General features: G+C 35.3%; 25 protein-coding genes. 19 read left to right on the top strand and 6 right to left on the bottom strand.

The annotated features are described in order from the left end of the window. Nucleotides 1-78, top strand: a 78-nt coding sequence (locus F9279_RS26330) for an IS3 family transposase (RefSeq protein WP_413463203.1), incomplete at its 5' end; no start/stop codon positions are given. Between the two features lie 75 nt (nucleotides 79-153). Here F9279_RS26330 and F9279_RS19180 read toward each other — a convergent pair. After that, complete coding sequence (locus F9279_RS19180) at nucleotides 154-351, bottom strand: hypothetical protein (protein WP_152115904.1); 198 nt, start codon at nucleotides 349-351, stop codon at nucleotides 154-156. 156 nt (nucleotides 352-507) lie between these two features. Between F9279_RS19180 and F9279_RS19175 the strand changes: the two genes are divergently transcribed. From F9279_RS19175 to F9279_RS19130, 10 genes are all read left to right on the top strand, one after another. After that, entirely contained in the window at nucleotides 508-1,782 is a 1,275-nt protein-coding gene (locus F9279_RS19175) for an erythromycin esterase family protein (RefSeq protein ID WP_152115903.1), read from the top strand. Nucleotides 1,783-1,994: 212 nt separating this feature from the next. Next, nucleotides 1,995-2,888, top strand: a complete 894-nt coding sequence (locus tag F9279_RS19170) for a sulfite exporter TauE/SafE family protein (protein ID WP_152115902.1) — start codon at nucleotides 1,995-1,997, stop codon at nucleotides 2,886-2,888. A 90-nt stretch (nucleotides 2,889-2,978) separates the two neighbouring features. Then, a complete protein-coding gene (gene ssuD, locus F9279_RS19165) occupies nucleotides 2,979-4,100 on the top strand; it encodes an FMNH2-dependent alkanesulfonate monooxygenase (RefSeq protein WP_152115901.1) in 1,122 nt (373 codons plus the stop codon). 29 nt (nucleotides 4,101-4,129) lie between these two features. Next, nucleotides 4,130-4,696, top strand: coding sequence for an NADPH-dependent FMN reductase (gene ssuE / locus F9279_RS19160; RefSeq protein ID WP_152115900.1), 567 nt, complete (start codon nucleotides 4,130-4,132; stop codon nucleotides 4,694-4,696). Continuing rightward, nucleotides 4,689-6,050: an LLM class flavin-dependent oxidoreductase gene (locus F9279_RS19155; protein ID WP_152115899.1), complete on the top strand. Its 1,362-nt coding sequence runs from the start codon at nucleotides 4,689-4,691 to the stop codon at nucleotides 6,048-6,050. The genes ssuE and F9279_RS19155 overlap by 8 nt, the downstream gene beginning before the upstream one ends. Next, complete coding sequence (locus tag F9279_RS19150) at nucleotides 6,047-6,817, top strand: ABC transporter ATP-binding protein (RefSeq protein ID WP_152115898.1); 771 nt, start codon at nucleotides 6,047-6,049, stop codon at nucleotides 6,815-6,817. The genes F9279_RS19155 and F9279_RS19150 overlap by 4 nt, the downstream gene beginning before the upstream one ends. A 60-nt stretch (nucleotides 6,818-6,877) precedes the next feature. After that, the gene (locus F9279_RS19145; RefSeq protein ID WP_413463231.1) at nucleotides 6,878-7,669 is read left to right on the top strand and encodes an ABC transporter permease; all 792 of its coding nucleotides are present in this window, start codon (nucleotides 6,878-6,880) and stop codon (nucleotides 7,667-7,669) included. Between the two features lie 63 nt (nucleotides 7,670-7,732). Beyond that, nucleotides 7,733-8,731, top strand: a complete 999-nt coding sequence (locus F9279_RS19140; RefSeq protein WP_152115911.1) for an aliphatic sulfonate ABC transporter substrate-binding protein — start codon at nucleotides 7,733-7,735, stop codon at nucleotides 8,729-8,731. Between the two features lie 193 nt (nucleotides 8,732-8,924). Further along, the gene (locus F9279_RS19135) at nucleotides 8,925-10,277 is read left to right on the top strand and encodes an MATE family efflux transporter (RefSeq protein WP_226793708.1); all 1,353 of its coding nucleotides are present in this window, start codon (nucleotides 8,925-8,927) and stop codon (nucleotides 10,275-10,277) included. Nucleotides 10,278-10,333: 56 nt separating this feature from the next. Next, nucleotides 10,334-12,397 carry a methyl-accepting chemotaxis protein gene (locus F9279_RS19130; protein ID WP_152115896.1) on the top strand — a complete coding sequence of 688 codons (2,064 nt, stop codon included), beginning with the start codon at nucleotides 10,334-10,336 and terminating at the stop codon, nucleotides 12,395-12,397. Nucleotides 12,398-12,480: 83 nt separating this feature from the next. Here the strand turns inward: F9279_RS19130 and F9279_RS19125 are convergent, their stop codons facing one another. Together F9279_RS19125 and F9279_RS19120 are read right to left on the bottom strand one after the other, a co-directional pair. Next, nucleotides 12,481-13,563, bottom strand: coding sequence for a YhgE/Pip domain-containing protein (locus F9279_RS19125; protein WP_152115895.1), 1,083 nt, complete (start codon nucleotides 13,561-13,563; stop codon nucleotides 12,481-12,483). An 81-nt stretch (nucleotides 13,564-13,644) separates the two neighbouring features. Further along, nucleotides 13,645-14,079 (bottom strand): MarR family winged helix-turn-helix transcriptional regulator, encoded by a 435-nt coding sequence (locus F9279_RS19120; RefSeq protein ID WP_152115894.1) that lies wholly within the window; start codon nucleotides 14,077-14,079, stop codon nucleotides 13,645-13,647. A 606-nt stretch (nucleotides 14,080-14,685) separates the two neighbouring features. Between F9279_RS19120 and F9279_RS19115 the strand changes: the two genes are divergently transcribed. The 3 genes from F9279_RS19115 to F9279_RS25285 are packed head-to-tail and all read left to right on the top strand — an operon-like array spanning nucleotide 14,686 to nucleotide 16,645. Then, on the top strand, nucleotides 14,686-15,873 hold the full coding sequence (locus F9279_RS19115; protein WP_152115893.1) for a YhgE/Pip domain-containing protein: 1,188 nt from the start codon (nucleotides 14,686-14,688) through the stop codon (nucleotides 15,871-15,873). Nucleotides 15,874-15,917: 44 nt separating this feature from the next. Further along, the gene (locus F9279_RS19110) at nucleotides 15,918-16,457 is read left to right on the top strand and encodes a PadR family transcriptional regulator (protein ID WP_152115892.1); all 540 of its coding nucleotides are present in this window, start codon (nucleotides 15,918-15,920) and stop codon (nucleotides 16,455-16,457) included. Next, a complete protein-coding gene (locus F9279_RS25285) occupies nucleotides 16,454-16,645 on the top strand; it encodes a hypothetical protein (RefSeq protein WP_193224629.1) in 192 nt (63 codons plus the stop codon). Before F9279_RS19110 ends, F9279_RS25285 begins: the two co-directional genes overlap by 4 nt. A gap of 46 nt (nucleotides 16,646-16,691) precedes the next feature. Here F9279_RS25285 and F9279_RS19105 read toward each other — a convergent pair whose 3' ends face one another. Beyond that, nucleotides 16,692-17,672: an aldo/keto reductase gene (locus F9279_RS19105; RefSeq protein ID WP_152115891.1), complete on the bottom strand. Its 981-nt coding sequence runs from the start codon at nucleotides 17,670-17,672 to the stop codon at nucleotides 16,692-16,694. Nucleotides 17,673-17,745: 73 nt separating this feature from the next. Next, nucleotides 17,746-18,006, bottom strand: a complete 261-nt coding sequence (locus tag F9279_RS19100) for an HPr family phosphocarrier protein (RefSeq protein ID WP_152115890.1) — start codon at nucleotides 18,004-18,006, stop codon at nucleotides 17,746-17,748. Nucleotides 18,007-18,191: 185 nt separating this feature from the next. On the opposite strand from F9279_RS19100, the gene F9279_RS19090 reads away from it, so the two are divergent. The 3 genes from F9279_RS19090 to F9279_RS19080 all read left to right on the top strand — a co-directional run bounded on the left by F9279_RS19090 (nucleotide 18,192) and on the right by F9279_RS19080 (nucleotide 21,718). Next, on the top strand, nucleotides 18,192-19,106 hold the full coding sequence (locus F9279_RS19090) for an AraC family transcriptional regulator (protein WP_152115888.1): 915 nt from the start codon (nucleotides 18,192-18,194) through the stop codon (nucleotides 19,104-19,106). A 309-nt stretch (nucleotides 19,107-19,415) separates the two neighbouring features. Then, a complete protein-coding gene (locus tag F9279_RS19085; RefSeq protein WP_152115887.1) occupies nucleotides 19,416-20,375 on the top strand; it encodes a LacI family DNA-binding transcriptional regulator in 960 nt (319 codons plus the stop codon). A gap of 239 nt (nucleotides 20,376-20,614) precedes the next feature. Further along, complete coding sequence (locus tag F9279_RS19080) at nucleotides 20,615-21,718, top strand: 5-methyltetrahydropteroyltriglutamate--homocysteine S-methyltransferase (protein WP_152115886.1); 1,104 nt, start codon at nucleotides 20,615-20,617, stop codon at nucleotides 21,716-21,718. Nucleotides 21,719-21,753: 35 nt separating this feature from the next. Here the strand turns inward: F9279_RS19080 and chrA are convergent, their stop codons facing one another. Further along, nucleotides 21,754-22,941 (bottom strand): chromate efflux transporter, encoded by a 1,188-nt coding sequence (gene chrA, locus F9279_RS19075; protein WP_152115885.1) that lies wholly within the window; start codon nucleotides 22,939-22,941, stop codon nucleotides 21,754-21,756. Nucleotides 22,942-23,215: 274 nt separating this feature from the next. On the opposite strand from chrA, the gene F9279_RS19070 reads away from it, so the two are divergent. Together F9279_RS19070 and F9279_RS19065 are read left to right on the top strand one after the other, a co-directional pair. Next, nucleotides 23,216-24,061, top strand: coding sequence for a manganese catalase family protein (locus F9279_RS19070; RefSeq protein ID WP_152115884.1), 846 nt, complete (start codon nucleotides 23,216-23,218; stop codon nucleotides 24,059-24,061). Between the two features lie 158 nt (nucleotides 24,062-24,219). Continuing rightward, a complete protein-coding gene (locus F9279_RS19065) occupies nucleotides 24,220-24,786 on the top strand; it encodes a cysteine hydrolase family protein (RefSeq protein WP_152115883.1) in 567 nt (188 codons plus the stop codon). The last annotated feature ends 296 nt before the right edge of the window (nucleotides 24,787-25,082 follow it).

Here is a 25,082-nt window from a genome sequence, read left to right as displayed (position 1 = left end):
CATTTTTATAATCATGAAAGATACCAAAAACGACTAAACGGCCTTAGCCCTATGGAATATAGAGTTAAAGCCGCTTAAATCAATTTTATTATTTCCACTGTCTACTTGACAGGGGGCAGTTCACTTTCAAGGACTGCGGGTCTTTTCTCTCTGCTAACGATCCTTCTTAAACACATCAGAGAATGTTTTTAATTCCGGGTCTTGTTTTAATTTAGTAACATGAAACGGGTTTTTATCCATACTTGTGTCTGCACTTATTCCCATTTGATCTCCATCCATATCTTTTATTACGCCCTCTTTTGATCCGTCCATATGAGGATTTGGGTTAACATGCGCATTATCTCTTACCATCGTAAATACCTCCTTCTGTATATTGATTATGATCCTTTATTTTATCGTTTTCAGAATGAAACATAGTATACCTGGCTAATTTATGAACAAGCTAAAATCATTAAGAATACAGATTTTATAAAGCTTTAGAAATAAAAAGGAAGTGCAATTTAAAAGATGTTCATAAAAACTAGTGAGGATATTAAAAATATACAACAATATAGTCGACAAATAAGGAAGATAGAAGATTTAAACGACTTAATCCTAAAGGCAAGTAAAGCAAAATACGTGCTCCTTGGAGAAGCTACCCATGGAACATCAGAATTTTATACTATCCGTGCAGATATCAGTAAAAAGCTAATTAAAGAACATGGTTATTCCTTTATAGCAGTGGAAGGAGACTGGCCATCCTGCTATGAAGTGAATCAGTATGTAAAAGGTTATTCCAATTATACAGATGCTAGGGAAGTACTGTCTCAATTTCACAGATGGCCTACCTGGATGTGGGCGAATGAAGAAATAACTCCTCTTATTGAATGGATCAAAGAATATAACCGAGAAAAAAAGGAAGAAGAGAAGGTTGGATTTTATGGAATAGATGTATATAGTTTATGGGAATCTATGGAAGAAATCGTTCGCTATTTGAAAAATATCCATTCCCCAGATCTTGAAAAAGCAATGCAAGCAATCACTTGCTTTCACCCTTATAATAAAAGGCCTGAACAATATGGCATGTCTGCAGCCTTTTTAGGAGAAAGCTGTAGAGAAGAAGTAATCCAGCTTTTACAATCCATTCTATCCAATAGAAAACTTTACACAGAACAAGATAATACGGAGGCCTACCTAAACCTGCAAATCAACAGTCTAGTATCAAAAAATGCAGAAGCCTATTATGAAGCAATGATCACAGATGACAGCAAATCATGGAATATAAGAGACCATCATATGGTGGAAACACTAGAAATAATAAGTAATTTATACGGAGAAAAGGCACGTGGTATTGTTTGGGAACATAATACTCATATCGGAGATGCCCGAGCTACAAGTATGGAAGAGGAGGGTTTAATAAATGTTGGACAGATAACAAGAGAAAAGTTTGGAGAACACAATGTGTATGCTATCGGTTTTGGAACATATACAGGTACTGTTATTGCAGCAGAAAAATGGGGAGCTCCTTATAGAATCATGGATATTCCAGCTGCTCAAAGGAATAGTTGGGAAGAGCATTTACACCGTGCTGGTGCTTATAATAAATATATAACATTTACTGAAGAGAATCGTCACCTATTTGACCGGTTAATCGGTCATCGGGCTGTAGGGGTCATTTATGAACCAGCACTCGAACATTATGGAAATTATGTTCCATCGAAAATTTCCAGGCGTTACGATGGATTTATTTATGTAGATCAATCTAATGCAGTAATGCCTATTCCAGTTAAAGAAGAGACATAAAAATAAATCGAAAATACAAGTTGACAGGTAGGAATAATGAGTTATATAATTTTGATAATTAAATCAATCCAATTAGCTGATCGGAAAACCGAAGGCATAACCACTGTGGTTATGCCTTTTTTATTTACCTTGTGATTTTGATCAGTTTGAATGGAAAGTGAAAAATGAAATAAAAGCTAGTAAGTTATTATTTTACAAAAAGGGAGTGTAGTATGAAGAAATTATTTGTTTTTGCAGTTATTGGTCTTTTAGCACAATTAATAGATGGCGCACTTGGAATGGCATATGGTGTCACATCTACATCTCTATTGCTGGCATTTAGCATATCACCTGCAGTTGCCTCTGCTTCTGTTCATTTAGCGGAGGTCGTAACAACAGCAGCATCTGGAGCATCACATATTAAGTTTGGGAATGTTGATAAACAGACAGTATATCGTCTTATTATCCCAGGTTCTATCGGAGCATTTGCTGGTGCTACATTTCTGAGTAATTTGCCTGGAGATCTAGCTAAGCCGTATATTTCTTTATTCTTATTACTCCTAGGAGTCTATGTACTACTTCGCTTTTTAGTAAAATTCCGTCCAAGCGAAGAAAGAAAGCAATTGGACTTAAGCAAAAAACAGGCTATTCCATTAGGTCTAATTGCAGGATTTGCGGATGCAACAGGCGGAGGGGGATGGGGACCAATTGCTACACCAGTTCTGTTATCAAAAAAAGGAATTAGCTCAAGAAAAGTGGTTGGAACTGTTGATACAAGCGAATTTGCAATAGCAGTATCCGCTACACTTGGTTTTTTCATATCGTTAGGTTGGGAACAAGTTAACTGGCTATGGGTAGGGGCGTTAATGCTTGGCGGTTTAATTGCTGCACCAATTGCAGCTTGGCTTGTACAGAAGATTCACCCGCAATTGATGGGAGTATTGGTGGGAGGGTTTATCATTCTTGTAAATGCCCGAACTTTATTAACTTCCTGGCTAAATCAAGCTAATGTATATCCATATATTTATGCAGGGATTGCAATCATTTGGATTGCTGCGATTATATTTACACTATCTAAAATAGGATCAATTAAAAATAACCAATCAAATATTGATTTAAATAGCTGACTAGAAAACTGGAGGCTCCTTATTAAGCAATGTGAATGCTTAATAGGGAGCCTCCTTTATATATATTTTTTTTAAAAAGGGGAGAGAGAAATGAAAGTATTCTGGTTCATACCAACACATGGTGATTCAAGATATTTAGGAGTAACGACAGGTGGAAGAGAGGTGAATTATCCGTATTTAAAACAAGTAGCTCAAGCTGTAGATAGTTTAGGATATGAAGGAGCATTACTTCCTACTGGACAGTCTTGTGAAGATGCATGGATTGTTGCTTCCTCTTTGATTGAAGCAACCAATCAGATGAAATTTTTAGTAGCGGTCAGACCAGGAATTATGTCACCTACACAGGCAGCTAGAATGACCTCTACATTTGATCGGTTATCCAATGGTCGTATCTTAATAAATGTGGTAACAGGTGGAGATCCGGTTGAACTTGCTGGAGATGGATTGCAGCTTAAGCATCATGAAAGATATGAATTAACAGATGAATTTTTAACAGTATGGCGCGAGTTGTTAGAGCATGGGGAATCCAATTATGAAGGTGACTACCTACATATAGATGGAGGCAAACTTTTATTCTCTGCCTTGCAAAAACCATATCCACCACTATACTTTGGTGGTTCATCCCAGGTTGGTCAGGAAGTTGCAGCAAAACATGTAGATGTTTACTTAACGTGGGGAGAAACTCCGGATAAAGTGAAAGAAAAAATTGAATACGTGAGGAAGTTAGCTGAAAAACAAGGCAGAACGATCCGATTCGGAATACGGCTCCATGTTATTGTCAGAGAAACGGAAGAAGAAGCTTGGAAAGCAGCAGATGATTTAATTAAGTATATAGATGATGATTTAATTGAAGCATCACAAAAAGTATTTGCCCGGTATGATTCTGAAGGACAAAAAAGAATGGCCAATTTGCATAGGGGGAGAAAGGAACAGCTAGAAATAAGTCCTAATCTTTGGGCTGGGATTGGCTTAGTGAGAGGTGGTGCAGGAACTGCCTTAGTTGGTGATCCTGAAACAGTTGCAAGGCGAATGAAAGAATATGAGGAATTGGGAATTGAAACCTTCATACTATCCGGGTATCCGCACTTAGAGGAGTCCTACCGTGTTGCCGAACTGTTATTTCCGCACCTAGATTTAGAAAGACATGCAAAAGTAAATTCTATAGTAGGTGAAATGGTTGCAAATGACTTCCACCCAAAATCAGCTAAATAGAGGAATGAGTAAGAAGGAGGAGATGCAAGTTGGGCAAAGTAATGTTAATAGTAGGGGCACCTAATAATAAGTCTCGTTTAAATGGATTGGTGGATTATACCATTCAACAGTTAGAAAAGGATCACGTTTCATTTGAAATAATAAGAGTCTATGAATTGCCTGCAGAAGATTTAATACATGCAAACTTTCTTAGTGAAATAATTAAAGATACAACAAAAAAAGTGCAGGAAGCGGATGGGGTGATTCTTTATTCACCTGTATTTAAGGCGACGTATTCTGGAGTTCTGAAAACATTCCTAGATTTACTTCCTCAAAAGGGATTAGAGAATAAGGTAGTATGGCCGCTAATGATAGGAGGATCTTTTGGACATCTATTAGCCATCGATTTTGGATTAAAACCATTAGTATCTGCACTAGGAGCTGACCATATTATCAAGGGGGTGTATGCAGTGGATCAGGAGATAACACGATTAGACAACAATAGTTTTACATTAAGTGATGAAACGAAGGTAAGACTGCTTGCAAATTATCGCTCATTTTATCAGGCGATTTTTACCAAAAAAATGCAGCTAAAAGGAGGAAAAAAGGATGAGTAAGAATAGTGGGAGACAAATGAACTTAGGGGCATTTTTTATGATTCCAGGGCATCATGTTGCTGCATGGCGACATCCAGAGAGTCACAGTGAAAGCGTACTTTCATTTGATTTATATAAAAAACTTGCGGAAACAGCAGAACGAGGGAAATTTGATATGATTTTTTTCGCTGATAGTTACGCTGTACATGACCGAAATGGCATTGGGATTGAACAGACTGTAAATGTAAGGCCAGATCCTGTAACGCTTTTGTCTGCTTTATCTGTTGTGACACAGAATATCGGTTTAGTGGCAACTGCCTCGACCACTTATAATGAACCTTTTCATCTTGCTAGAAAATTTGCAACCATTGATCATTTGAGTGGTGGAAGAGCTGGATGGAATGTAGTAACATCATCAAATGAAGCAGAAGCACTAAACTTCAGCAAGGAGAATCATTTATTCCATCAGTCCAGATATGAACGAGCAGAGGAATTTGTAGAAGTAGCGATGAAGCTTTGGGACAGCTGGGAAGATGGAGCTGTGCTAGTAGATAAGAAGAATGCAAGATATGCGCAACCAAATCTTGTTCATCCGATTAATCATAAGGGAGAATGGTTTTCTGTTAAAGGACCTTTAAATATTTCTCGTCCTATCCAAGGGTATCCAGTTATTATCCAGGCTGGATCTTCAGAAGCAGGTAAAGAATTAGCTGCCAAAACAGCAGAAGTTATTTTCACTGCATGGCAAACGATAGAAGAGGCTAAAGGATTTTATCAAGATGTAAAAGGAAGGCTATCGAAATATGCAAGACATGAATCGTCATTAAAAGTAATGCCTGGCGTCTTCCCAGTTATTGGTTCTACCGAGAAAGAAGCAAGAGAGAAGAAAGAGTATTTAGTAGAATTAATACCAGAACGAATAGGAGTAGAGCTCTTATCCTCTTTAATTAGCTATGATCTATCATCATATCCAGTAGATAAGCCTTTGCCTGATTTACCTGATATCCACGATATTAATGGGGCTAAAACAAGATTTCAGTTGATTAAGGATTTAGGTGATCGAGAAAATCTAACCATTCGACAATTATATCAGCGTGTTGCAGGTGCAAGAGGTCATAGAGAAATTAACGGTACTCCAATTCAAATTGCAGATCAGTTACAAGAGTGGTTTGAACAAGGAGCTGCAGATGGATTTAATATCATGCCTCCTTTCTTACCAAATGGTTTAGACGAATTTGTAGATTTAGTTATACCAGAACTCCAGAATAGAGGGCTTTTCCGCCAAGAATATACAGGAGGTACATTAAGAGAAAATTTAGGTCTAAAAAGACCCGTGAATAGATGGAACAATATTAGCAAGGAGGATTTTGCATGACTCTTTTAGAAATTAAAAAACTTGATAAACACTTTAAAAAAGGGAAAGAGAAAAATCATGTTCTAAATGATATTCATTTAAAAGTAAAGGCAGGAGAATTTGTCACTATTATTGGGCCGAGTGGATGCGGAAAAAGTACGTTATTAAAAGCAGTAGCTGGCTTAGATAATGAGTACAACGGAGAAATTCTACTGGAAGGAGAAAGGGTAACTGGTACAGGGAGCAATCGAGGATTCATTTTTCAAGAACCGAGGCTTTTTCCGTGGCATACAGTGGAAAAAAATATTGCAGGAAATCTGTCATTAAAGAATCCTGAAGTAAAACAGCATGTTGAAAAACTGATTAAACTGGTCAGATTAGATGGATATGATAGAGCTTTTCCTAAAGAGCTATCAGGTGGAATGGCACAAAGGGTTGCGATAGCTAGAGCGCTGTTACGAAAGCCGAAAATTCTTCTGTTAGATGAGCCGTTTGGAGCATTAGATGCTTTTACTAGGTCCCATATGCAAGAAGCACTTCTAAATATATGGGAAAAAGAGAAGACATCCATGATTTTTGTTACACATGATATTGATGAAGCCATCTATTTAGCGGATAAAGTAGTAATTATGAGTGCTAAACCAGGTTCTATTCAAAAGATTATTCCTATTGACCTACCGTTTCCGCGGAAAAAAACAACATCGTCCTTTCAGGAATTAAGAACATTGGTATTAAATGAATTTGAAAAAGTTGATGAACTAGAATATACCAATAGTGCCGGTATTTAAGGGGGAATTGCATTGGAAAACCAAAGTTCAACTGCAATAGAAACACTGACTACTAATCAAGTGAAAAAAGAGAAAAGAAATAAAGAGAAGAAGCAGCTAATAAAAGTACTAAAAGGCTTCCTATTTCCAGTAATTATTTTGGTTTTATGGGAACTGTCAGGCATATTTGGATTAGTCTCCGATATCTTATTGCCACGGCCTAGTACTATTTTTGCTAGTTTCATAGATTTAGTCCTAACCGGGAATTTACTTGGCCATTTAGAAATTAGCCTATATCGAGCCATGTTGGGATTCTTACTTGGTGGGGTGCTCGGTTTATTTTTAGGATTACTTGTTGGCTTTAATAATAATGTAGAACAGACATTGGATCCCACACTGCAGATGGTACGTACCATTCCTCATTTAGCGGTCATTCCATTATTTATCCTTTGGTTTGGTTTTGGTGAGATGTCTAAGATACTATTGATTGCTAAAGGAGCATTTTTTCCTCTCTATGTTAATACATTTTTGGGGATAAGAGGAGTAGATTCTAAGTTGTATGCTGTAGCAAAGGTTTTACAATTTAACAAGTGGAAGCAAATCACTTTGCTAATTCTTCCTGCAGCTCTCCCAAATATCTTATTAGGTATTCGCTTATCTTTAGGTGCTGCATGGCTAGGACTTGTTGCTGCTGAATTAATGGGGTCAAGTGAGGGAATCGGATATTTAATAATGGATGCAAGACAATTTTCGCAAACATCTATTGTTTTTGTAGGGATTATCATCTTTGCAGCATTTGGGAAAGTGTCAGACTCTTTTGTCCGGTTTTTTGAAAGAAGGTTGTTAAAGTGGCAAGATAATTTTAAAGGGTAGTTAAGGTATCTATTAAATCCGACTATTCAAATGTGTTAAATATATTTAAAGGTGGGAGAAATGATGAAGAAAAAATTCTGGTCTATTAGTTCTCTATTAATGATAGTCTTGTCCGTATTCTTAAGTGCTTGTAGCTCAAATAGTGTGAATTCAGATTCAGCAGAAAAGGAAGTGGTTGTTCGAATAGGTGTACAAGGTAAAACAGGGGTATTGCCATACGCAAGGGAACATCAGTATTTTGAAAAGGCATTTGAAAAAGTAGGTGTAAAGGTGGAGTGGAGTGAATTTGCCAGTGGTCCTCCACATTTTGAGGCATTATCTGCAGGAAGACTTGACTTTGGAGCAACTGGTGGAACTCCTCTCATAGCTGGTCAGGCAGCAAATATTGACTTTAAAGCTATCGCGGTTACTAGTGATGGAAAAACGGGAAATGCAATAGTCATTCCTAAAGATAGTGCTATTAAAGAAATAGGTGACTTAAAAGGGAAAAAGATAGGTGTAGCCAAAGGAAGCAGTGCATATAACTTTTTGTATTTCGTGCTAGATCGAGCCGCTCTGACAGATAAAGATATTGATATTATTCAACTTCAACCAGATGAAGCAAGACCAGCCTTGGATAATGGATCTATTGATGCATGGTCTACTTGGGAGCCATATGTTACAACAGCAGTTTTCCAAACAGGGGCAAATATTCTAGTTTCTGGTGCAGATTTAAATATTCTTACACCAAGTTTTCTTATCGCAGGAACTAATTTTACTCAAGAACATCCTGATTTAACAGTATTATTTTTAAAGACTTATGAAGAAGCGAGACAATATTTCATTAATCATACGGAGGAAGTTGCACAGGATATTGCTAGCACACAAAAAGTGGATGTGGAAATAATCAAAACAGTGCTCGAGAAAACAGATAATCGCTTGAGTCCGACTACACCAGAATTTGCAAAGGCTCACCAAGAGCAAGCGGATTTCCTTTATTCTGTAGGTGGTGTGGCAAAAGAAATGGATACATCTAAAGTAATTACCAATGAATTTGTGGAGGAAGCGTTAAAAGGAGAATAAAATAGGAAAGTTGGGTAAAAAGATAGAACTAGTAAGGACCATTGATGGACTTCTAGATCTATCTTTTTTTAGTCAAAAAGATGCCAATACAGACATATAAACTGAAGTGACAGATTGTAATTGACGCATGGAATGATTATTAGTATATTAAATAAGAATAATTACGATTTATGGTATTAATAAGGAGATACGAATGAATAAAAGAGTGATACATGCACGAAAAAAAGATCAATTAATAAGCAATAAACAATATCTTTCTCTTTCCTTTCCCCTCATTATTGCGGGTATATCTACGCCCTTATTAGGTGCAGTCGATACAGCAGTGGTAGGTAGATTATCAGATGCAGCAGCTATAGGTGGAGTGGCTATTGGGGCAGTCATCTTTAATACGATGTACTGGTTATTTGGTTTCTTACGAGTGAGTACAAGTGGCTTTACTGCTCAAGCATTTGGTGCAAAGGATGAGGATGAATTGAAAGCTGCTTTCATTCGCCCTTTATTAATTGCTTGGTTATTCGGTATATTATTTGTCCTATTTCAACAACCAATTCTTTCTGCATCTCTTCTAGTTTTCGGAGGAACACCAGCAGTCTTAGAGAATGCAGCTATGTATTTTTCTATTCGTATTTGGGGAGCACCATTTTTATTAACTAGCTATGTCATGATAGGTTGGTTAATGGGGATGGGAAAAGTAAAATTATCCTTAGCTACTCAAATTGGAATGAATATTATTAATATTGTGCTTGACCTTGTCTTTGTTTTTCTATTGGATATGGGGGTACAAGGAGTAGCACTTGCTACAGTAATTGGAGAAGTTTTTGCTGTTGCACTTGGTGGTTGGATTATCTTACGAACAACCAAATCAAGCTTGCTAATCTCAAAAGATAAATTACTCCAATCAGATAAATTTAGAGAAATGCTTATTGTGAATAGAGACCACTTACTTCGAACGGTTTGTTTACTTATTATGACAGGCATTTTTACAGCTAGTGGTGCAAGAATGGGGGAGGAAGCGTTAGCAGCTAATGCTATTTTATTGCAAATACATTATATGATTGCTTATTTAATTGGCGGCTTTGCTAATGCATCTAGTATTTTTATTGGAAAGGCAATTGGGAAAGGAAATAGATTAGAATATATTCGCACATTACAATTATCAGCCAAGTGGGGAATTTTGAGTGCTGGTGTTCTTGCTCTCATGATGCTTCTATTCGGAAAGGCAATAGTCCCACTATTTACAGATCTAATAGGCATACAACAAACAACCGAAAGCTATCTATTCTGGATGATTATTTATCCGTTGACAGGTTTTGTAGGCTTAATGCTAGAAGGTATTTTTTCAGGGGCAACTACCATATCACCAGTAAGAAATACCATCTTTTTAGCGCTTCTTTTTTATTTAGTTGCAATTTGGCTACTGCCACCAATTTATCATAATCATGGAGTTTGGTTTGCTTTTATATTATTTAGTTTATGTCGCTCCGTTTTTCTCGCGCTATATGTACCAAAGCTGACCAGTAAAAGTTTCCCAATAAGCAGCTATTAAAATAGTTGTTATTCCTACCGATATAGTGTTTATAGGTTTATATTTGGAGGGATAATATGAGAAAATTACGCAATGGAAAAAAAGGCATCGCAGCATCTATGATTTCTTTAATTATTCCGATTGTATTAGTTGTACTAGTTATTATATCTACTATTGGCTATTCGTTTGCTAAAAATATAATTGTCAAACAACTGGATGAACAAATGGGTACAAAATTAAAGGAAACAACAGAAAGTATTAGTAGACTGTTAACTATGGAGAAAGAATCTGCCAGAACGTTTGCTAAAACAATTGAAGTAAATGGGGATTTATTATCAGAAAATAATTATGATGAGATGCTCATAAATTACATCGGATTGAATCAGCAGACTTTTGGTATGGGAGTTTGGTTTGATAAGAATACATTTTCAGGAAAAGAGAAGTATGCACCATATGCTTATCGAGAAGGTACTAGTATTAAAGCAGATGACTCTTATACAACAGGTAATATCGATATTTGGTCTACAGAATGGTACACAGTTGGTAAACAAGAAAATGGTGGATGGACGAAGGCATATGTAGATCCATCTACTAATGTAGCAATGGTTACAGCTGCTTACCCATTCAAACAACCTAACAATGCACTACAAGGTGTAGTTACAGTAGATATGGATATTAGTAGTATTCAAAACTTTATTAAAGACTTAAAAATCGATTATAATGGTCAAGCTATTCTAGTTGAATCAGATGGAATATATCTAGCTGGAGTAGATAATGATTTATTAACAACTACCAATATATCTGATAAAGACAAATCTCCTTTTTCTACTGTTTCAAGTGAGTTTCTTGAATCAGAAAGAGGCGAACTAGATTATAGTATAGAGAATGATAAGTATCTATTTTATTACGACACCATTCCAGATACAGAATGGAAAATAGCAATTTCTGTAAGTGAGGATCATTTACTTGCTAGTCTAGATCATTTATTAACTCAGTTTATTATCGCTGTGATAATCGCAACAGTAATTCTTTCTGCCTTTATTGTATTCTATGCTTCAAGAATGGGTAAAACTGCGAAGAAATACAGCTATATAGCAGAGTCGATTGCACAAGGGCATTTAATTAACGAGTTTACCGAAAAGGAATTAAATAGAAAAGATGAACTTGGAGATATTGGGAAGTCTCTTTTTGATATGCAGAATAAATTAACAGATGTTATTGGTAATTTTCAAAAAAATGCGGAAAATATTGATAATCATGCAAGAAACTTATCGACATTCTCTCAAGAGATTAGTACAACCTCTGAAAATGTTGCATCTGCTATCGCTGATGTTGCAGATGGTGCTTCTAATCAGCACGAAAAGCTTAGTGATATTAAGGGGATAATCAATCGTTTTGCAAGTGATTTAGATGGGATGGACGACTCTATTACAGGCATAAATGATTCCGCTACTACCATCATGAGCAAAGCAAATAATAATAGTACAGAAATGGAAAATATGATTCAATCTTTTGATACATTAAATAAGACATTTATGGGTCTTATTAATCGAGTTCATTCTGTAGAAGATAATATTACTTCCATACAGAAAATGACAGGGATGATTCATTCCATTGCAGATCAAACTAATCTATTAGCATTAAATGCGGCCATTGAAGCAGCAAGAGCTGGTGAAGCAGGTAAAGGTTTTTCTGTTGTGGCAAATGAAATAAGAGTACTAGCTGAAAAAAGTAGTGAATCATCTAAACAGATTGACGCCGTGATTAAAGGAATAACGGTTGATACAGGGAAGATGGTTGGTTCTACAGAAGAAGTGAATAAAGAATTAATACACCAGAAGAATCAATTACACCTCACGATTGAATCGTTCCAAGAGATTATTACAGCAGTTGAAGGCATGATTCCAAAGATGATGAAATCAAAAGAAGTTTCTGCTCTAGTTCAAAAAGACAAAGATATTATTCTAGATGAGTTAGAGAACATTGCAGCTATTTCAGAGGATGTAGCGGCATCAGCAGAAGAAATTTCTGCTTCATCTGAGGAAATGTCCTCTTCTACTATGGAAGTTAGTGGAGCTGCCGTAAGTTTAGGTGAGATGACAAATGAAATGAAAGATAAGATTGGATTCTTTAAGATTTAAATAAATAGAGCTATCTAATGTTAGTCTGGAAAAGACGAAATTAGATAGCTTTTTTGTATGGTATAGTGAATTATTAATATAAATTAATGCGCAACTGGATTAGTAGCCATTTTAACAGCTGGCTTAGTTAAAGCAGTTCTTAAAACAGTAATTCCCCACGTAACAGCAGCAATTAATAGTAAATGGATAATATAAGTAGAGATAGTGGAACCACTGTTAATTAAACGCATATATCCTTGAATTGCATTTGAAGCAGGTAGGAAACTACCAATATGGCGATAAAAAGGTGTTAACATTTCGGATGGGATAATATTACCAGCCGTCATAAGTTGGAATGGAATTAACGCAACGTTAAAGAGAGCTCCAACACCACCAAATAAGGCAAATGCCATTTGTGTAACACACATGCTAGCGATATAAACTAGAATGTGAAAGCCCCACATTTCTAAATAAGATGCCATAGGATCTACAAATAATAACGCAATATTAGTTACAATAAAGGAACCAACAACTGCAATAATGAGCATTAAAATTTGTCTTGCCCAAAAAATATCCCACTTTGAAAAGCTTTTCTTCAGAAATTGAGAGGATAAATTAAACTGAATATTCATAGTCATAACACCAATGTAAGTAACAAAGCCTAACACCATTGGTAACATGGTAATAGCAAAATTGTCTACACCATTCACTTCTTCCAAATTAGTTGTTACTAAATCCTGATGGTTATCTTGAACCACTTGTTTATTGACAGTTGCCGTAATTTGCTCAGCAGCAGATTCCGCTATGGAAACGGCTACCTCAGAATTTGCTTTGTTTACGTAATAATTAATAGAAGTTTCGCTATGACTTCCAATGTTACTTGCGAAATTGGTTGGAAATTCAATAATCATTACTAATTTTCCAGCGTCCATATCTTCCTTTGCTTTAGAAAGGGAAGCGTAATTCTCCGTTGTAAAAGGAACACCTTTCGCTATGGAAGCAGAAATGTTCTCCCCAGCTTGGCCATCTTCATTAACAATACCCACGTTTAATTGATCCACTCTATCTGTTGCACCGTTATATCCAGTCATCCATATAACAGTAAATAATAAAGGTACAAGTATAGCAAATACAATACCTATCTTCGTCTGTAAAATACCTAAAAAAGCTTTAATTGTTTTAAACATGTCTAACTCCTTTTTAATAAAAATAAGTGCACAACCAATAAATGCATATGCTAGTATATGGGATAAAAAAGCCCGGCCTAATCATTGACCGGATAGCTTATAATAAATTTTATTTAGGGATGAAATAAGCTGGTTAGCTTCTTCTTCTGTAAAAATCTCTTTCAATGGTTCAAGGGACTTTTCCATTGTTATCTTAGCCTCTTCATAAAGCGCTTGTCCCTTTTCTGATACCTGAAGAACAATGGCTCTCCTATCATTAGGATCAGTAGTACGGTTAATTAACTCTTTCTTTTCCAATCGGTCAAGCGTTTTGCCAACACTTGTCTGATCTTTCCCATGAAGTTCTGCCAATGCCTTTTGAGAAATACCATTATACCTTGTCAATTGCTCCAAGATGCCAAATTGCTCTGGAGTAATATCCAATGGTTGTAATAAATGAGTAGTTTCTTTTTTAAAAGTAAAGTATGTTCTAGATAATAACAAACCAAGTGCATTATTTTCTAGATCAAATCCCATATTATTTCCTCCCTAAATAAAAATACTAGCATAGACGATTATCGACTATGCTAGTATATGGGAAGTTTGTTCGTTTGTCAAAGTGTTAAATGTGTTAAAGAGTAAAATAGAGAATTAAGGGTAGAGGTTGAATCTCTTTTATGCATATTTATATGAGTGACATCGCAAGAAATAAATTTAAATTACTATTGTATAGAAATGCTAATTATTCTTACAAAGTGATAATAATGATTAGCAATCGCTTCATATAAGTTTATATTATTTTAAATTAATGAACATTCACCCTCCATTAGAAGAAGCTGGTGACTCTCCTTTGGTACACCATTTTGTCTCAAATTATCCTTAATCTCGTTCTTTGTCTTTTCATCTTACCATTTCTCCTTTTTTATACAAGTCTATTTCTCATGCAATACACAATACTTAAATATGGATAAAAAAATAGTACAAACACTCTATGTTTTTATAAGAAGAACTAACTAATGTTGTAATTTTTTTATATTGACACTATATAAAGATTGGAATATACTACTCGAGTAATCTAATTTAAGTACTTTAATTAAAGTAGTTTAATTGAAATATATTTTAGAAAAAGGAAGGATGCAATACATGAAATTTACACAATTCTTAAAAACAAGAGGTGCAATTGCTGCTATTTTTATGGGGATTTTTTACGCAGTTGCCATGCTTGGAATCTTTTTACCTGGATATTCAGCTATTCCAGGAAACGTAGATCAATTATCAGTTGCTATTGTAAATGACGATGCTGGTGAATACGGTGCAACAATAGCTGATCAATTACAAGGAAAATTACCTTTTAAAGAAATAGAAACAGATTTAACGAATAAACAAGCATTAAATGAATTAGAAAAGAATGACCTTGCCTTAGTGATTCATATTCCAGCAACTTTTTCTGAGAATTTACAAAAAGGGGAAGTTTCTTCTAGCATTGACTTTACGATTAATGAGGCTGGACCAACTACTGTTTCTTCCACTATGAATTCAGTTGTAACGCAAATCAATGAACAGTTGAGTGAGCAATTTTCAAAGCAAACAGCACAAGGTGTAATAGCTAACTTTAATGTTCCTCAAGAACAAGCTGCTGGTTTAGCAGATAAAATTGAAACAGCTTATGTAGGAAATGTTGTAACTATTAATAATGTTCCTGATGGAATGAATAACAATATGATGCCAATGTTTTTAACAATGGCAGGATATGTTGGAGCAATGATAGGAGCTATGCAATTAGTAGGAGCATTTAGAGCAAGTAGAGGGAGAGCTACTAAAACTCGACTTTTCATCTATGTTCAGTTAACAGCTTTATTAATTGCCGTTGTATCTTCTCTAGCAGCTACAGGTATTGCTTATTTAATCAATCAACCAAGTGGAGAATTATTCTTAAATATAGTTGGACATCAAATGTTAAATTATATGGTATGTTTTAATTTCACAGCTGTATTAATTTTCTTAATCGGTGAAGGTGGAATGATTTTAAACTTACCAATATTATTAATGCAAACATTAGCTAATGGAGCTACAATTCCTCGTGATATGATGTATGGACCATTTCAATGGATGAGTCATATTTCACCAATGTACTATTCTGTTCAAGCATATTATGCAGATCTTTTTGGAAGCATTAGCCCAAGCCCGTTTATGTGGTCAATGGTTGCAATTGGGGCAGGAGCAATGGTTATTAACATTTTAATTGTCACATTTCTCCACAAGCCAATGCCAATAGAAAAAGGGTTGGTTAACCCTGAATCCGTTAAGAATACTACTGAAATTACTGCTTAACTTTGCTAAAATAAGGATAATTCTTCTTGAAGGAGCATTAGCATATGTCTATCCAAATATTTATACTAAGCAAACTGATAGAGGGTAACAATTATCCTTATAATATAAAAAAAAGACTTTCCGAACCGATTCCATTTGATGAATTAAGTGGATTAACAGAAAGTAAACTTTACTATCATTTTGATTCCTTGGTAAAGCAAGGCTTAGTAGAAGCAATTGAAATTATTAAGGAAGAGCACAGACCAGATAAACAAGTGTTTGGTATTACAGAAAAAGGTAGAAAAGAGTTACCAAAGAAAATCTACAAGCTTTTTGAAAAAGCAGATGGAATTAATGAGATGCTGGTTGGAATAGCAAATATTAAGTATGTTGAGCGTGAAAAAGTAGTAGAGATTCTGGAGACAAAACGAAAGAATTATACCGAACATTGGAATCATTTAAAATCACTTGAACAACGTATGTCAGTTGATGCAAGTAAGGAAAAATTCATGGGATTTATAAGTGGTTACTATACAACAAAAGCAGATCATACTATTTATTGGTTAGATGAGTTAATCAAACGAATAACTAATGAAGAAATATGATCTTAACAAATAAAGTCGAATGGAAATATTCGGCTTTTTTGTTTTATTTGATATTAGCAATTATAGATAGAAGAGTAGGTAAGAGAAGATTAATCAAAATGTATGAAACTATAGATGAGGAGAAAGATTGGGTACAAGATTTTTATAGATTAAGATGTGATGCGGAAGGAATAAAAGTAGATATGTAACTCTATCTCTGGCATTAGGTTTAATACAGAGATAGAGTTTTGTAAGTTAATTATGTCCCACTACAGAATGAGGCACATAAGGTTCTTCTAAGTATGCAATTTCATCTGCTGTTAAATGAAAGGAAAGTGCATCTACAGCGCCTTCTACATGGGATAGTTTCGTACCACCAATAATTGGAGCAGTTATGGTTTCTTTTTGTAGCAACCAAGCAAGTGCAATTTGAGTACGAGGAACACCATGTTGCTCTGCAATAGAAGCCACCCTCTCTACAATCACTTGATCTGCATTCGCACTTGGATTATATTTCGATTTTTGAATTTCATCTGTTTCTGAACGATAGGTTGTTTCTGACCAATCACGTGTTAATCTACCTGATGCAAGGGGGCTATAGGGAGTTACTCCAATTCTCTCTTCCTTACAAAGTGGTAACATCTCTCTTTCTTCTTCACGATAGATTAGGTTCAAATGATTTTGCATAGAAACAAATCGTGTCCAATTATTTTTTTCCGCTACATGCAAGGCCTTTTGGAATTGCCATGCATACATAGCGGAGGCCCCAATATATCTTGCCTTTCCAGCTTTGACAACATCATGTAATGCCTCCATTGTTTCTTCAATAGGAGTATGATAATCCCAGCGATGAATAATATAAAGATCCACATAATCAGTACTTAATCTCTTTAAGCTCTTATCGATTTCGCTCATAATTGCTTTTCGAGAAAGTCCGCCTCCATTAGGTCCCTCATGCATACGACCATGAACTTTTGTTGCAAGTACAATTTCATCACGATTGGCGAAGTCCTTTAATGCTCTTCCAACAATTTCTTCACTTGTACCCATGGAATAGATATTGGCTGTATCAAAGAAATTAATCCCAAGATCGAGTGCTTTTTTAATGATAGGGCGACTGTTTTCCTCATTTAAGACCCAAGGATGAATCCAGCGGTCTGCTACACCAAAACTCATGCAGCCAAGGCAAAGTCGAGAGACGTCTAAACCAGTATTACCTAATTTTGTATATTTCATTGTGTTGACCTCCTGTACTTAATAGGTGAAATAGTTCATACTAATAGTAAATAAGTGCTTATTTAGAGAAGTTTCAGTAATTAATTGAATCTGCTATTATTTTGAGCGCTTCTTTCTCATCTATACCATGAGCATAGATTTTGACAATAGATCCAGGTTGGATGCCTAAAGACATTATTTCCATAACTGAATCGACTGAATGGTTTAAACTTATGGTGTTGTCTTTATATTCTAAGAAGATTTGAGCGTGGAGATTAGTGAGCCTTTTCACCAATAAGCAAGCTGGACGAGCATATCCTGAATGGAACTTAAGTGTAAAGCGCTTTTCTATCACTGTTCTGTTCCTTCCTTTTTATCCATATTGTTTAAGATGAATCCTATACTCTTATTATGTAACATATGAAGGGGGTTGCGATATCCAATTGCTATCATAAGATTGCCTATTCCTATCATGGTTATTTACTAATAGAAGAAAATATTTTATGATCCTTATAATAAGTGTGCGTGAGGGGTGTAATTATGACGATTGAATCAGTTCAACTAAGGGAGCTTGGGGAAGTTATTATCCGTAATACAAGCATGGATGGTGTGCATTCCACTGCTATTCCATCGCTCTCTTTTATAAGAGAATCTCAAAAGACCGAGCCAATTCATGGTGTTTTTCGTCCTTCCTTTTGTATTATTGTACAAGGAAAGAAAGAAGTATTTCTTGCTAAAGAGCAGTTTAATTATGGAGCTGCAGATTATATTGTTTCCTCTGTACATTTACCAGTTACGGGTCAAGTAGTAGAAGCTACATTAGAAAATCCATATCTTGCATTTAAGCTAGAATTTACACCGAAAGAAATATTGGAGCTGCTAAGTGAAGCCAAAGGACAATCAGGACAAGGGAAAAATGCAAAACGTGCACTATACATAAATAAAGTGGAGTTATCTTTATTAGATGCTGTTCTTCGATTAGCTAGGTTATTAGATAAAAAGCAAGATATCCCTATTCTGAGTCCTTTATACAAAAAGGAAATTCTATATTTAATTATGCAAGGTAAACATGGAAGTGCACTTGAACAAATGGCAATTGCGGGAAGTCAAACCTATCAAATTAGGCATGTTATTGACCATATTAAGAAGAATTTTGTTCAATCCTTTCGTATAGAGGATTTAGCAGAAAGAGCCAATATGAGTGCAGCAACATTACATCGATATTTTAAAGAAGTAACAGCAATGAGTCCTATACAATTTCAAAAAAACCTGAGGCTACAAGAAGCACGTCGACTGTTATTATCGGAATCAACGGATGCGGCAGATGTAGCTTTCCGAGTTGGATACGAGAGCCCATCACAGTTCAGCCGAGAATATTCTCGAATGTACGGTTATCCACCTAAAGAGGATATTAAACGAGTAAGGGAACAAGTGGATCATCAGATAAATGCATAGAGTTATGATGGACAGTGTATATGGACACTGTCTTTTTTGTGTTACATAGAGGAATCGAAAATAATGATCGTTTAAGTGCTGATAAAATTTTATGTTTCGCAAATAAGAGAAAGGAGCTTAATGTAGTCGTGGCTTTTAAAATATATCTGCCATTTTAGCTAATCTATGAAACTCTAATTGATCGCTTTAGAAAAAAGCAGTAGTCATGTAAAATATAGGTATAGATTAAGCAGAAAAGAAAGTGATCTTTTCAGCTAAAACATAAAATTCCAATCACTTAAACCATTGTTCGTAAAGAAGGGGAAGTCTATGACCAATATTAGAGATCTAGCCAAACTAGCAGGAGTTTCTGTCACAACCGTTTCACGAGTATTGAATCAGCACCCTTATGTGAAGGAGGAGAAGCGAAAAGCTGTGTTGGAGGCTATTGAAGCTACCAACTACTATAGAAATATTAATGCTGTGCATTTAAGTAAAGGGAAAACACAACTAATGGGTGTTGTTATTCCTTATATAGAACTTCCCTACTTTTCTTTACTATTAAAAGGGATCGGTAAAATGGCTGTAGAGAATAACTATAAACTTGTCTTATTCCAGACAGAATACGCAGAAGCAAAGGAAATAGAAGCACTTGAAATGCTTAAACAAAAGCAAATTGATTCCCTTATTTTTTGCTCAAGAAAATGCGATTTATCAATTATTGAGAATCATTTACAGTATGGCCGAATTGTTGTTTGTGAAAATACGGAGAACCAAACTATTGCATCTAGCTTTGTTGATCACTATCAAATCTTCTCCTATGCACTAGAGTATTTATATAATAAAGGACATAAAAGAATTGGCTATAGTATTGGAAGAAAAAAAGGAACAAGTAGTTATTACCGAGAGAATGCATACAAAGATTTTTTAACTAAATATAATTTACCATATAATCAAGAGTATATAATGGATGGATGTCTATATTTTGAAGATGGAGAGAAAATACTCAGGAAAATAAAAAAAATGAAAAACCCTCCTACTGCATATTTAGTCACAAGTGATCATGTTGCAGCTGGTATGCTTATCTGCTGCCAACAAGAAGGAATAAAGGTTCCAGAAGAACTTTCTATTATTGGAATTGGGAATGACGATATAGCAAAATTAATGAATATTACTACTATTAATATTCCCCTTATTGAATTAGGGATGTCATTATTTCATCAAGCTCTGCAAGAAGATAATAGAAGCATTGAATTGGAGGTAACGTTAATAGAGAGAGGTACAGTGTAGAGTTGATATGGCACGATTTTGGGGTGTCTATCAACTTTCTATTTTTTCAAAAAATTCTATTTCCCTCTAACTGCTTTCATGGTACAGTAGTATAAAGCTAGTAAACAAGACGGAATAATGGGAAATCGTTTTGTATGAGCATCTAGTAAAGTAATATACTTTTCATGTATTTTTGCATGTCTATTTTTCTGAAAAGTCAAATTAGAGAGAAAAAGAAATTTACGGAGGTAGAGATTTCAATGACAAGTACTATTGTGAAAGCACCTTTTAAAGCAGATCATGTAGGGAGTTTGCTTCGCCCTGAATCCATTCATCGTGCTAGAAAGCAATTTGCTGATGGAGATATTACGGCTGAGGAATTAAGAGCTGTAGAAACAGAAGAGATTAAGCGCATTGTGGATAAGCAAATTGAAGTAGGTTTACAAGCGGTAACAGACGGGGAGTTTCGTCGTAGATTTTGGCATACAGACTTCATGGAACATTTAAATGGGATAGAGGGATATGTTCCTGTTCATGGATACAAATTCAAAGATGTTGAAACAGAAGCTTATGATGTCCGTGTAACTGGAAAAGTTTCATTTAATCCAGATCATCCGCATGTAAAGGATTTTGCTGAGTTTCATGAGATTGTTGGTGGACGAGCTGTTGCTAAAATGACAATTCCAAGTCCAAATCAATTTTTTAATTATGGAATTCGTAATGAAGAAATTTATCCAGAAGTAGGAGATTTTGCAAAAGATATTATTCAAGCTTATCGTGATGCACTTCAAGCATTCTATGAAGCAGGATGCCGTTACATACAATTAGATGATGTGTATATTGCTGGATTATGTGCACCTGAACTTCCTTTTGCAAAAAGTGAATTAGAAAGACAAGAGTTAATTGATTTAGCTCTTCGTGTGGTTAATGGTGTGTTAGAAGGCAAACCAGAAGATTTAGTAGTAACTACACACCTTTGCCGTGGAAACTATCAATCTACTTGGGCTTTCGAAGGACCATATGACAAAATTGCACCAAGCTTTTTTGGTAAAGAAAAAGTAGATGGTTTCTTCTTAGAATACGATGATGCACGTTCAGGTGGATTTGAGCCACTTGAATATGTACCAAATGGTGGTGCACAAGTAGTATTAGGAGTATTTACTTCTAAGTTTGGTGAGTTAGAAGATAAAGAAGCTATTAAAGCACGCGTTGAGGAAGCTTCCAAATATGTATCACTAGATCAAATTTGTATTAGCCCTCAATGTGGATTTGCTTCCACTCATCATGGAAATAAATTGACAGAAGATGAGCAATGGGAAAAATTGAAATACATTGTTGATATTTCAAAAGAGATTTGGGGATGAAAAAGGAACAGACACTTTTGAAAGTGTCTGTTTTTTTATATGAAGGATAAGAGAAAACCACCTAGTCCGCCTATTACTACAATAATCCAGGGTGGAATTTTCCAGTATACTAATAGTGTATATAAAATGGCAGCAAATACAAAATCAAACGTAGAAAGGATTGTACTAGTCCAAATAGGTTGATAGAAGGAGGAAATGAGTATTCCTACTACTGCGGCGTTTATTCCCATAAAAGCACCATTCATATAGCGACTAGTTCTAATAGAGTTCCAAAAAGGCATTGTTCCATATATAAGAAGAAATGCTGGTAAAAATATAGCAATCGTTGCAAGAACCCCGCCTTGCCAGCCACTAATAACAGTTCCTAAGTATGCAGCAAAGGTAAATAATGGTCCAGGTACAGCTTGTGCTGCTCCATAACCTGTTAAAAAAGCTGAATTACTTATCCAGTCCGTAGTGACAAGCTCTTGTTCCAATAATGGTAAAACAACATGCCCTCCACCAAATACTAATGCACCAGAACGGTAGAAACGATCGAATAAATCAATCCACCCTACTGTAGTTATTTGATTTAATATAGGAAGTACTAATAATAAGCCAAAGAATAAGAATAAACAGACAGCACCCAACCTTTTTGAGATTGGTATAAGCAGGTTAGAAGTATCAGAATCATTAAACTCTTTATAAAAAATATAGCCTATAATACCTGATAGAATGATTACTACAATATGAGTATAGGCAGTAGGAAGAAGCAATGTAATAATAATTGCTAATAAAGCTATCGTTTTTCTTTTTAAATCTGGTGTTAATTTCTTGGACATTCCTATAATGGCCTCTGCGACAACGACAACTGCAACAATTTTTAAACCATGTATCCATGTATCATCTTTAATATGTAATCCGTTTACTACCAATGCAAATACAATGAGAGCAAGAACAGAAGGCAAAGTAAACCCAATAAAAGAGACAATTCCTCCTAATACACCACCTCGGATTATACCAATTCCCATGCCAACTTGACTGCTTGCTGGTCCAGGAAGAAACTGACAAAGTGCTACTAAATCAGCATAATTTCTTTCCGTGATCCAATTTTTCTTATGTACATATTCTTTGTGAAAGTATCCTAGGTGGGCTATTGGTCCACCAAAAGATGTAAAACCTAATTTCGTAGAAACTAACAGAATTTCTAATAGGACTTGTAAGGTTGTCTTTTTTGATTTCATTTTTAACCTCTATTCATAAAATGGAATAATTGATAGGGAATAATGGATGATAACTCAACTCTTGTTTATTAAATTCTAACAACAAGTGAGTGTAGTACTTTATAAAACAATAACAGATAGGATAATGATTACAAGATGCTATTAAATGAATTTACAATAGTTTTACATACTGAATAAAAGACTTGTTTTCTTTACATATGTTTGAACTAGGAAAGGGAAGGGGTACTTGTTTCTCGTACGATAATTTATAACGACTAAAGGAGGAGATCTAAGCATGTTTCGTCATCAAAAGGAATTACAATTTGAAGTGAAAGTGGACAAGCCAGACCCAATGTTAGCACGTCAAATCCAAGAGGTACTTGGAGGACAATTCGGAGAAATGACTGTCATGATGCAGTATCTTTTCCAAGGGTTTAATTGTCGCGGAGAAGAAAAATATAAAGATATGTTAATGGATATTGGAACAGAGGAAATTGGGCATGTTGAAATGCTATGTTCTCTAATCAGTCAACTATTAGATGGAGCATCTCCTGAGGATCAGGCAGAAGCAGCGAAAGACCCTGCAATAGCTGCTATTATGGGAGGTATTAATCCACAACATCTACTTGTAAGTGGACTAGGAGGACTTCCTTCTAATTCCAATGGAGTACCTTGGAATGGCTCCTATATTGTAGCTAGTGGAAACTTACTTGCAGACATGCGTTCTAATTTACATGCAGAAAGTCAAGGACGCTTGCAGGTAGCAAGGCTCTATCATATGACTAGAGATGAAGGGGTTAGGGCTACTTTCAGAAAAATGTTAGCACGTGACAGATATCATCAATATCAGTGGATGGCAGCTATAGAAGAGTTAGAAGGAAAAAATGGAGTAGTTGTGCCTGCTAGCTTCCCACCAGAAGCTGAAAAAGAATCACAACCAGAAGCTTATGAATTCTGGAATTTATCAGAAGGAACAGCCTCTGCAGAAGGATTATGGGCAACTGGAACAGCTCCAGATGGGACAGGAGATTATGTTTATGTAAAAGAGCCTGTTCCGAAAGGACAAGTACCTGTGAATAAAATTCCTTCAGAATCACTACATCATGATTTGAATACATTAGAATCTAAACTTAATAAATAATGTATAAAGACTCAAGCTTTTAACTAGTTTGAGTCTTTTTATAATACTTTAGCCCAAATTGATACTATAGATTATTAAAACTTTGGCAACAGTAATAATTTATAACCGTTACAGAGAAAATACCTTTAGTAGAATGAAGAAGCACTGGAGGTATAACTATGACAAAAACGATTAAAGAACTTCCTGCCTTAATGATATTGGATGTACAAAAAGGATTTGATGACCCATATTGGGGTGATCGGAATAATCCGAAAGCCGAAGATAATATAGTTAGCCTTTTAAAAGAATGGAGAAATAGGATTGGACACGTTATTTACTCCCAGCATATGTCTATTCAACCAGACTCACCACTACACTATAAGAATAAACGAGGCGTAGAGTTTAAAGATTGTATTCAGCCACTTAATACAGAAGCGATTTTTCAAAAAAATGTAAACAGTGCTTTTATTGGTACAGGATTAGAAACTTATTTAAAAGAACAGAATATTCATTCTGTACTAATTACAGGATTATCTACCCAACACTGTGTTTCGACCACTACCCGGATGAGTGGAAATCTAGGATATAAGACTTTTTTAGTATCTGATGCTATAGCAGCATTTGGTATTACAGACCATAATGGAGTTTATCATAGGCCAGAATCTATCCAAGAGTATGAATTAGCAATGCTTCATAATGAATTTGCTACGATAGTAACTACAGAACAAGTTTTTAGCGGGTTATAGACTATTGGAGATACATTGATTGGATAGTAATTTTCGTTCCTATAAAGAAGAGCATATGGTGTATATAATTGGCCAATATGTAGGAAATTTAATTAGAGTTTATAGGCATTAATGAGATTTTTTAGGAGAGACAGTAAATCACGAATAATCTTTTCTATTTAGTAAAATATAAAAGACAGTGTTAGAAAGCTAACACAAAAATTATGTGGAGGGATGAACTTTGAATACTCTTTTTCAATTTCTTTCAAACTTTATTGTTTTTTTGATGGATATTTCCTTTTCCGTTAATAGGAAGA

It is taken from the genome of Bacillus sp. B1-b2 (assembly GCF_009183415.1).
GTDB lineage: Bacteria > Bacillota > Bacilli > Bacillales > Cytobacillaceae > Niallia.
Note: the sequence above shows the minus strand (reverse complement) of the source record. Positions and strands in the feature narration are given on the sequence as shown.

What these genes read in the sequence shown, in the direction of transcription:
- F9279_RS19120 (WP_152115894.1), bottom strand. Translation starts at nt 14,079, where the DNA reads ATGGGATTTGATCTAGAAAATAATGCACTTGGTTTGTTATTATCTAGA.
- F9279_RS19150 (WP_152115898.1), top strand. Translation starts at nt 6,047, where the DNA reads ATGACTCTTTTAGAAATTAAAAAACTTGATAAACACTTTAAAAAAGGG.
- F9279_RS19115 (WP_152115893.1), top strand. Translation starts at nt 14,686, where the DNA reads ATGAAATTTACACAATTCTTAAAAACAAGAGGTGCAATTGCTGCTATT.
- F9279_RS19110 (WP_152115892.1), top strand. Translation starts at nt 15,918, where the DNA reads ATGTCTATCCAAATATTTATACTAAGCAAACTGATAGAGGGTAACAAT.
- chrA (WP_152115885.1), bottom strand. Translation starts at nt 22,941, where the DNA reads ATGAAATCAAAAAAGACAACCTTACAAGTCCTATTAGAAATTCTGTTA.
- F9279_RS19070 (WP_152115884.1), top strand. Translation starts at nt 23,216, where the DNA reads ATGTTTCGTCATCAAAAGGAATTACAATTTGAAGTGAAAGTGGACAAG.
- F9279_RS19170 (WP_152115902.1), top strand. Translation starts at nt 1,995, where the DNA reads ATGAAGAAATTATTTGTTTTTGCAGTTATTGGTCTTTTAGCACAATTA.
- F9279_RS19135 (WP_226793708.1), top strand. Translation starts at nt 8,925, where the DNA reads ATGAATAAAAGAGTGATACATGCACGAAAAAAAGATCAATTAATAAGC.
- F9279_RS19080 (WP_152115886.1), top strand. Translation starts at nt 20,615, where the DNA reads ATGACAAGTACTATTGTGAAAGCACCTTTTAAAGCAGATCATGTAGGG.
- F9279_RS19105 (WP_152115891.1), bottom strand. Translation starts at nt 17,672, where the DNA reads ATGAAATATACAAAATTAGGTAATACTGGTTTAGACGTCTCTCGACTT.
- F9279_RS19140 (WP_152115911.1), top strand. Translation starts at nt 7,733, where the DNA reads ATGAAGAAAAAATTCTGGTCTATTAGTTCTCTATTAATGATAGTCTTG.
- F9279_RS19085 (WP_152115887.1), top strand. Translation starts at nt 19,416, where the DNA reads ATGACCAATATTAGAGATCTAGCCAAACTAGCAGGAGTTTCTGTCACA.
- F9279_RS19175 (WP_152115903.1), top strand. Translation starts at nt 508, where the DNA reads ATGTTCATAAAAACTAGTGAGGATATTAAAAATATACAACAATATAGT.
- F9279_RS25285 (WP_193224629.1), top strand. Translation starts at nt 16,454, where the DNA reads ATGATCTTAACAAATAAAGTCGAATGGAAATATTCGGCTTTTTTGTTT.
- F9279_RS19155 (WP_152115899.1), top strand. Translation starts at nt 4,689, where the DNA reads ATGAGTAAGAATAGTGGGAGACAAATGAACTTAGGGGCATTTTTTATG.
- F9279_RS19180 (WP_152115904.1), bottom strand. Translation starts at nt 351, where the DNA reads ATGGTAAGAGATAATGCGCATGTTAACCCAAATCCTCATATGGACGGA.
- F9279_RS19125 (WP_152115895.1), bottom strand. Translation starts at nt 13,563, where the DNA reads ATGTTTAAAACAATTAAAGCTTTTTTAGGTATTTTACAGACGAAGATA.
- F9279_RS19065 (WP_152115883.1), top strand. Translation starts at nt 24,220, where the DNA reads ATGACAAAAACGATTAAAGAACTTCCTGCCTTAATGATATTGGATGTA.
- F9279_RS19130 (WP_152115896.1), top strand. Translation starts at nt 10,334, where the DNA reads ATGAGAAAATTACGCAATGGAAAAAAAGGCATCGCAGCATCTATGATT.
- ssuD (WP_152115901.1), top strand. Translation starts at nt 2,979, where the DNA reads ATGAAAGTATTCTGGTTCATACCAACACATGGTGATTCAAGATATTTA.
- F9279_RS19090 (WP_152115888.1), top strand. Translation starts at nt 18,192, where the DNA reads ATGACGATTGAATCAGTTCAACTAAGGGAGCTTGGGGAAGTTATTATC.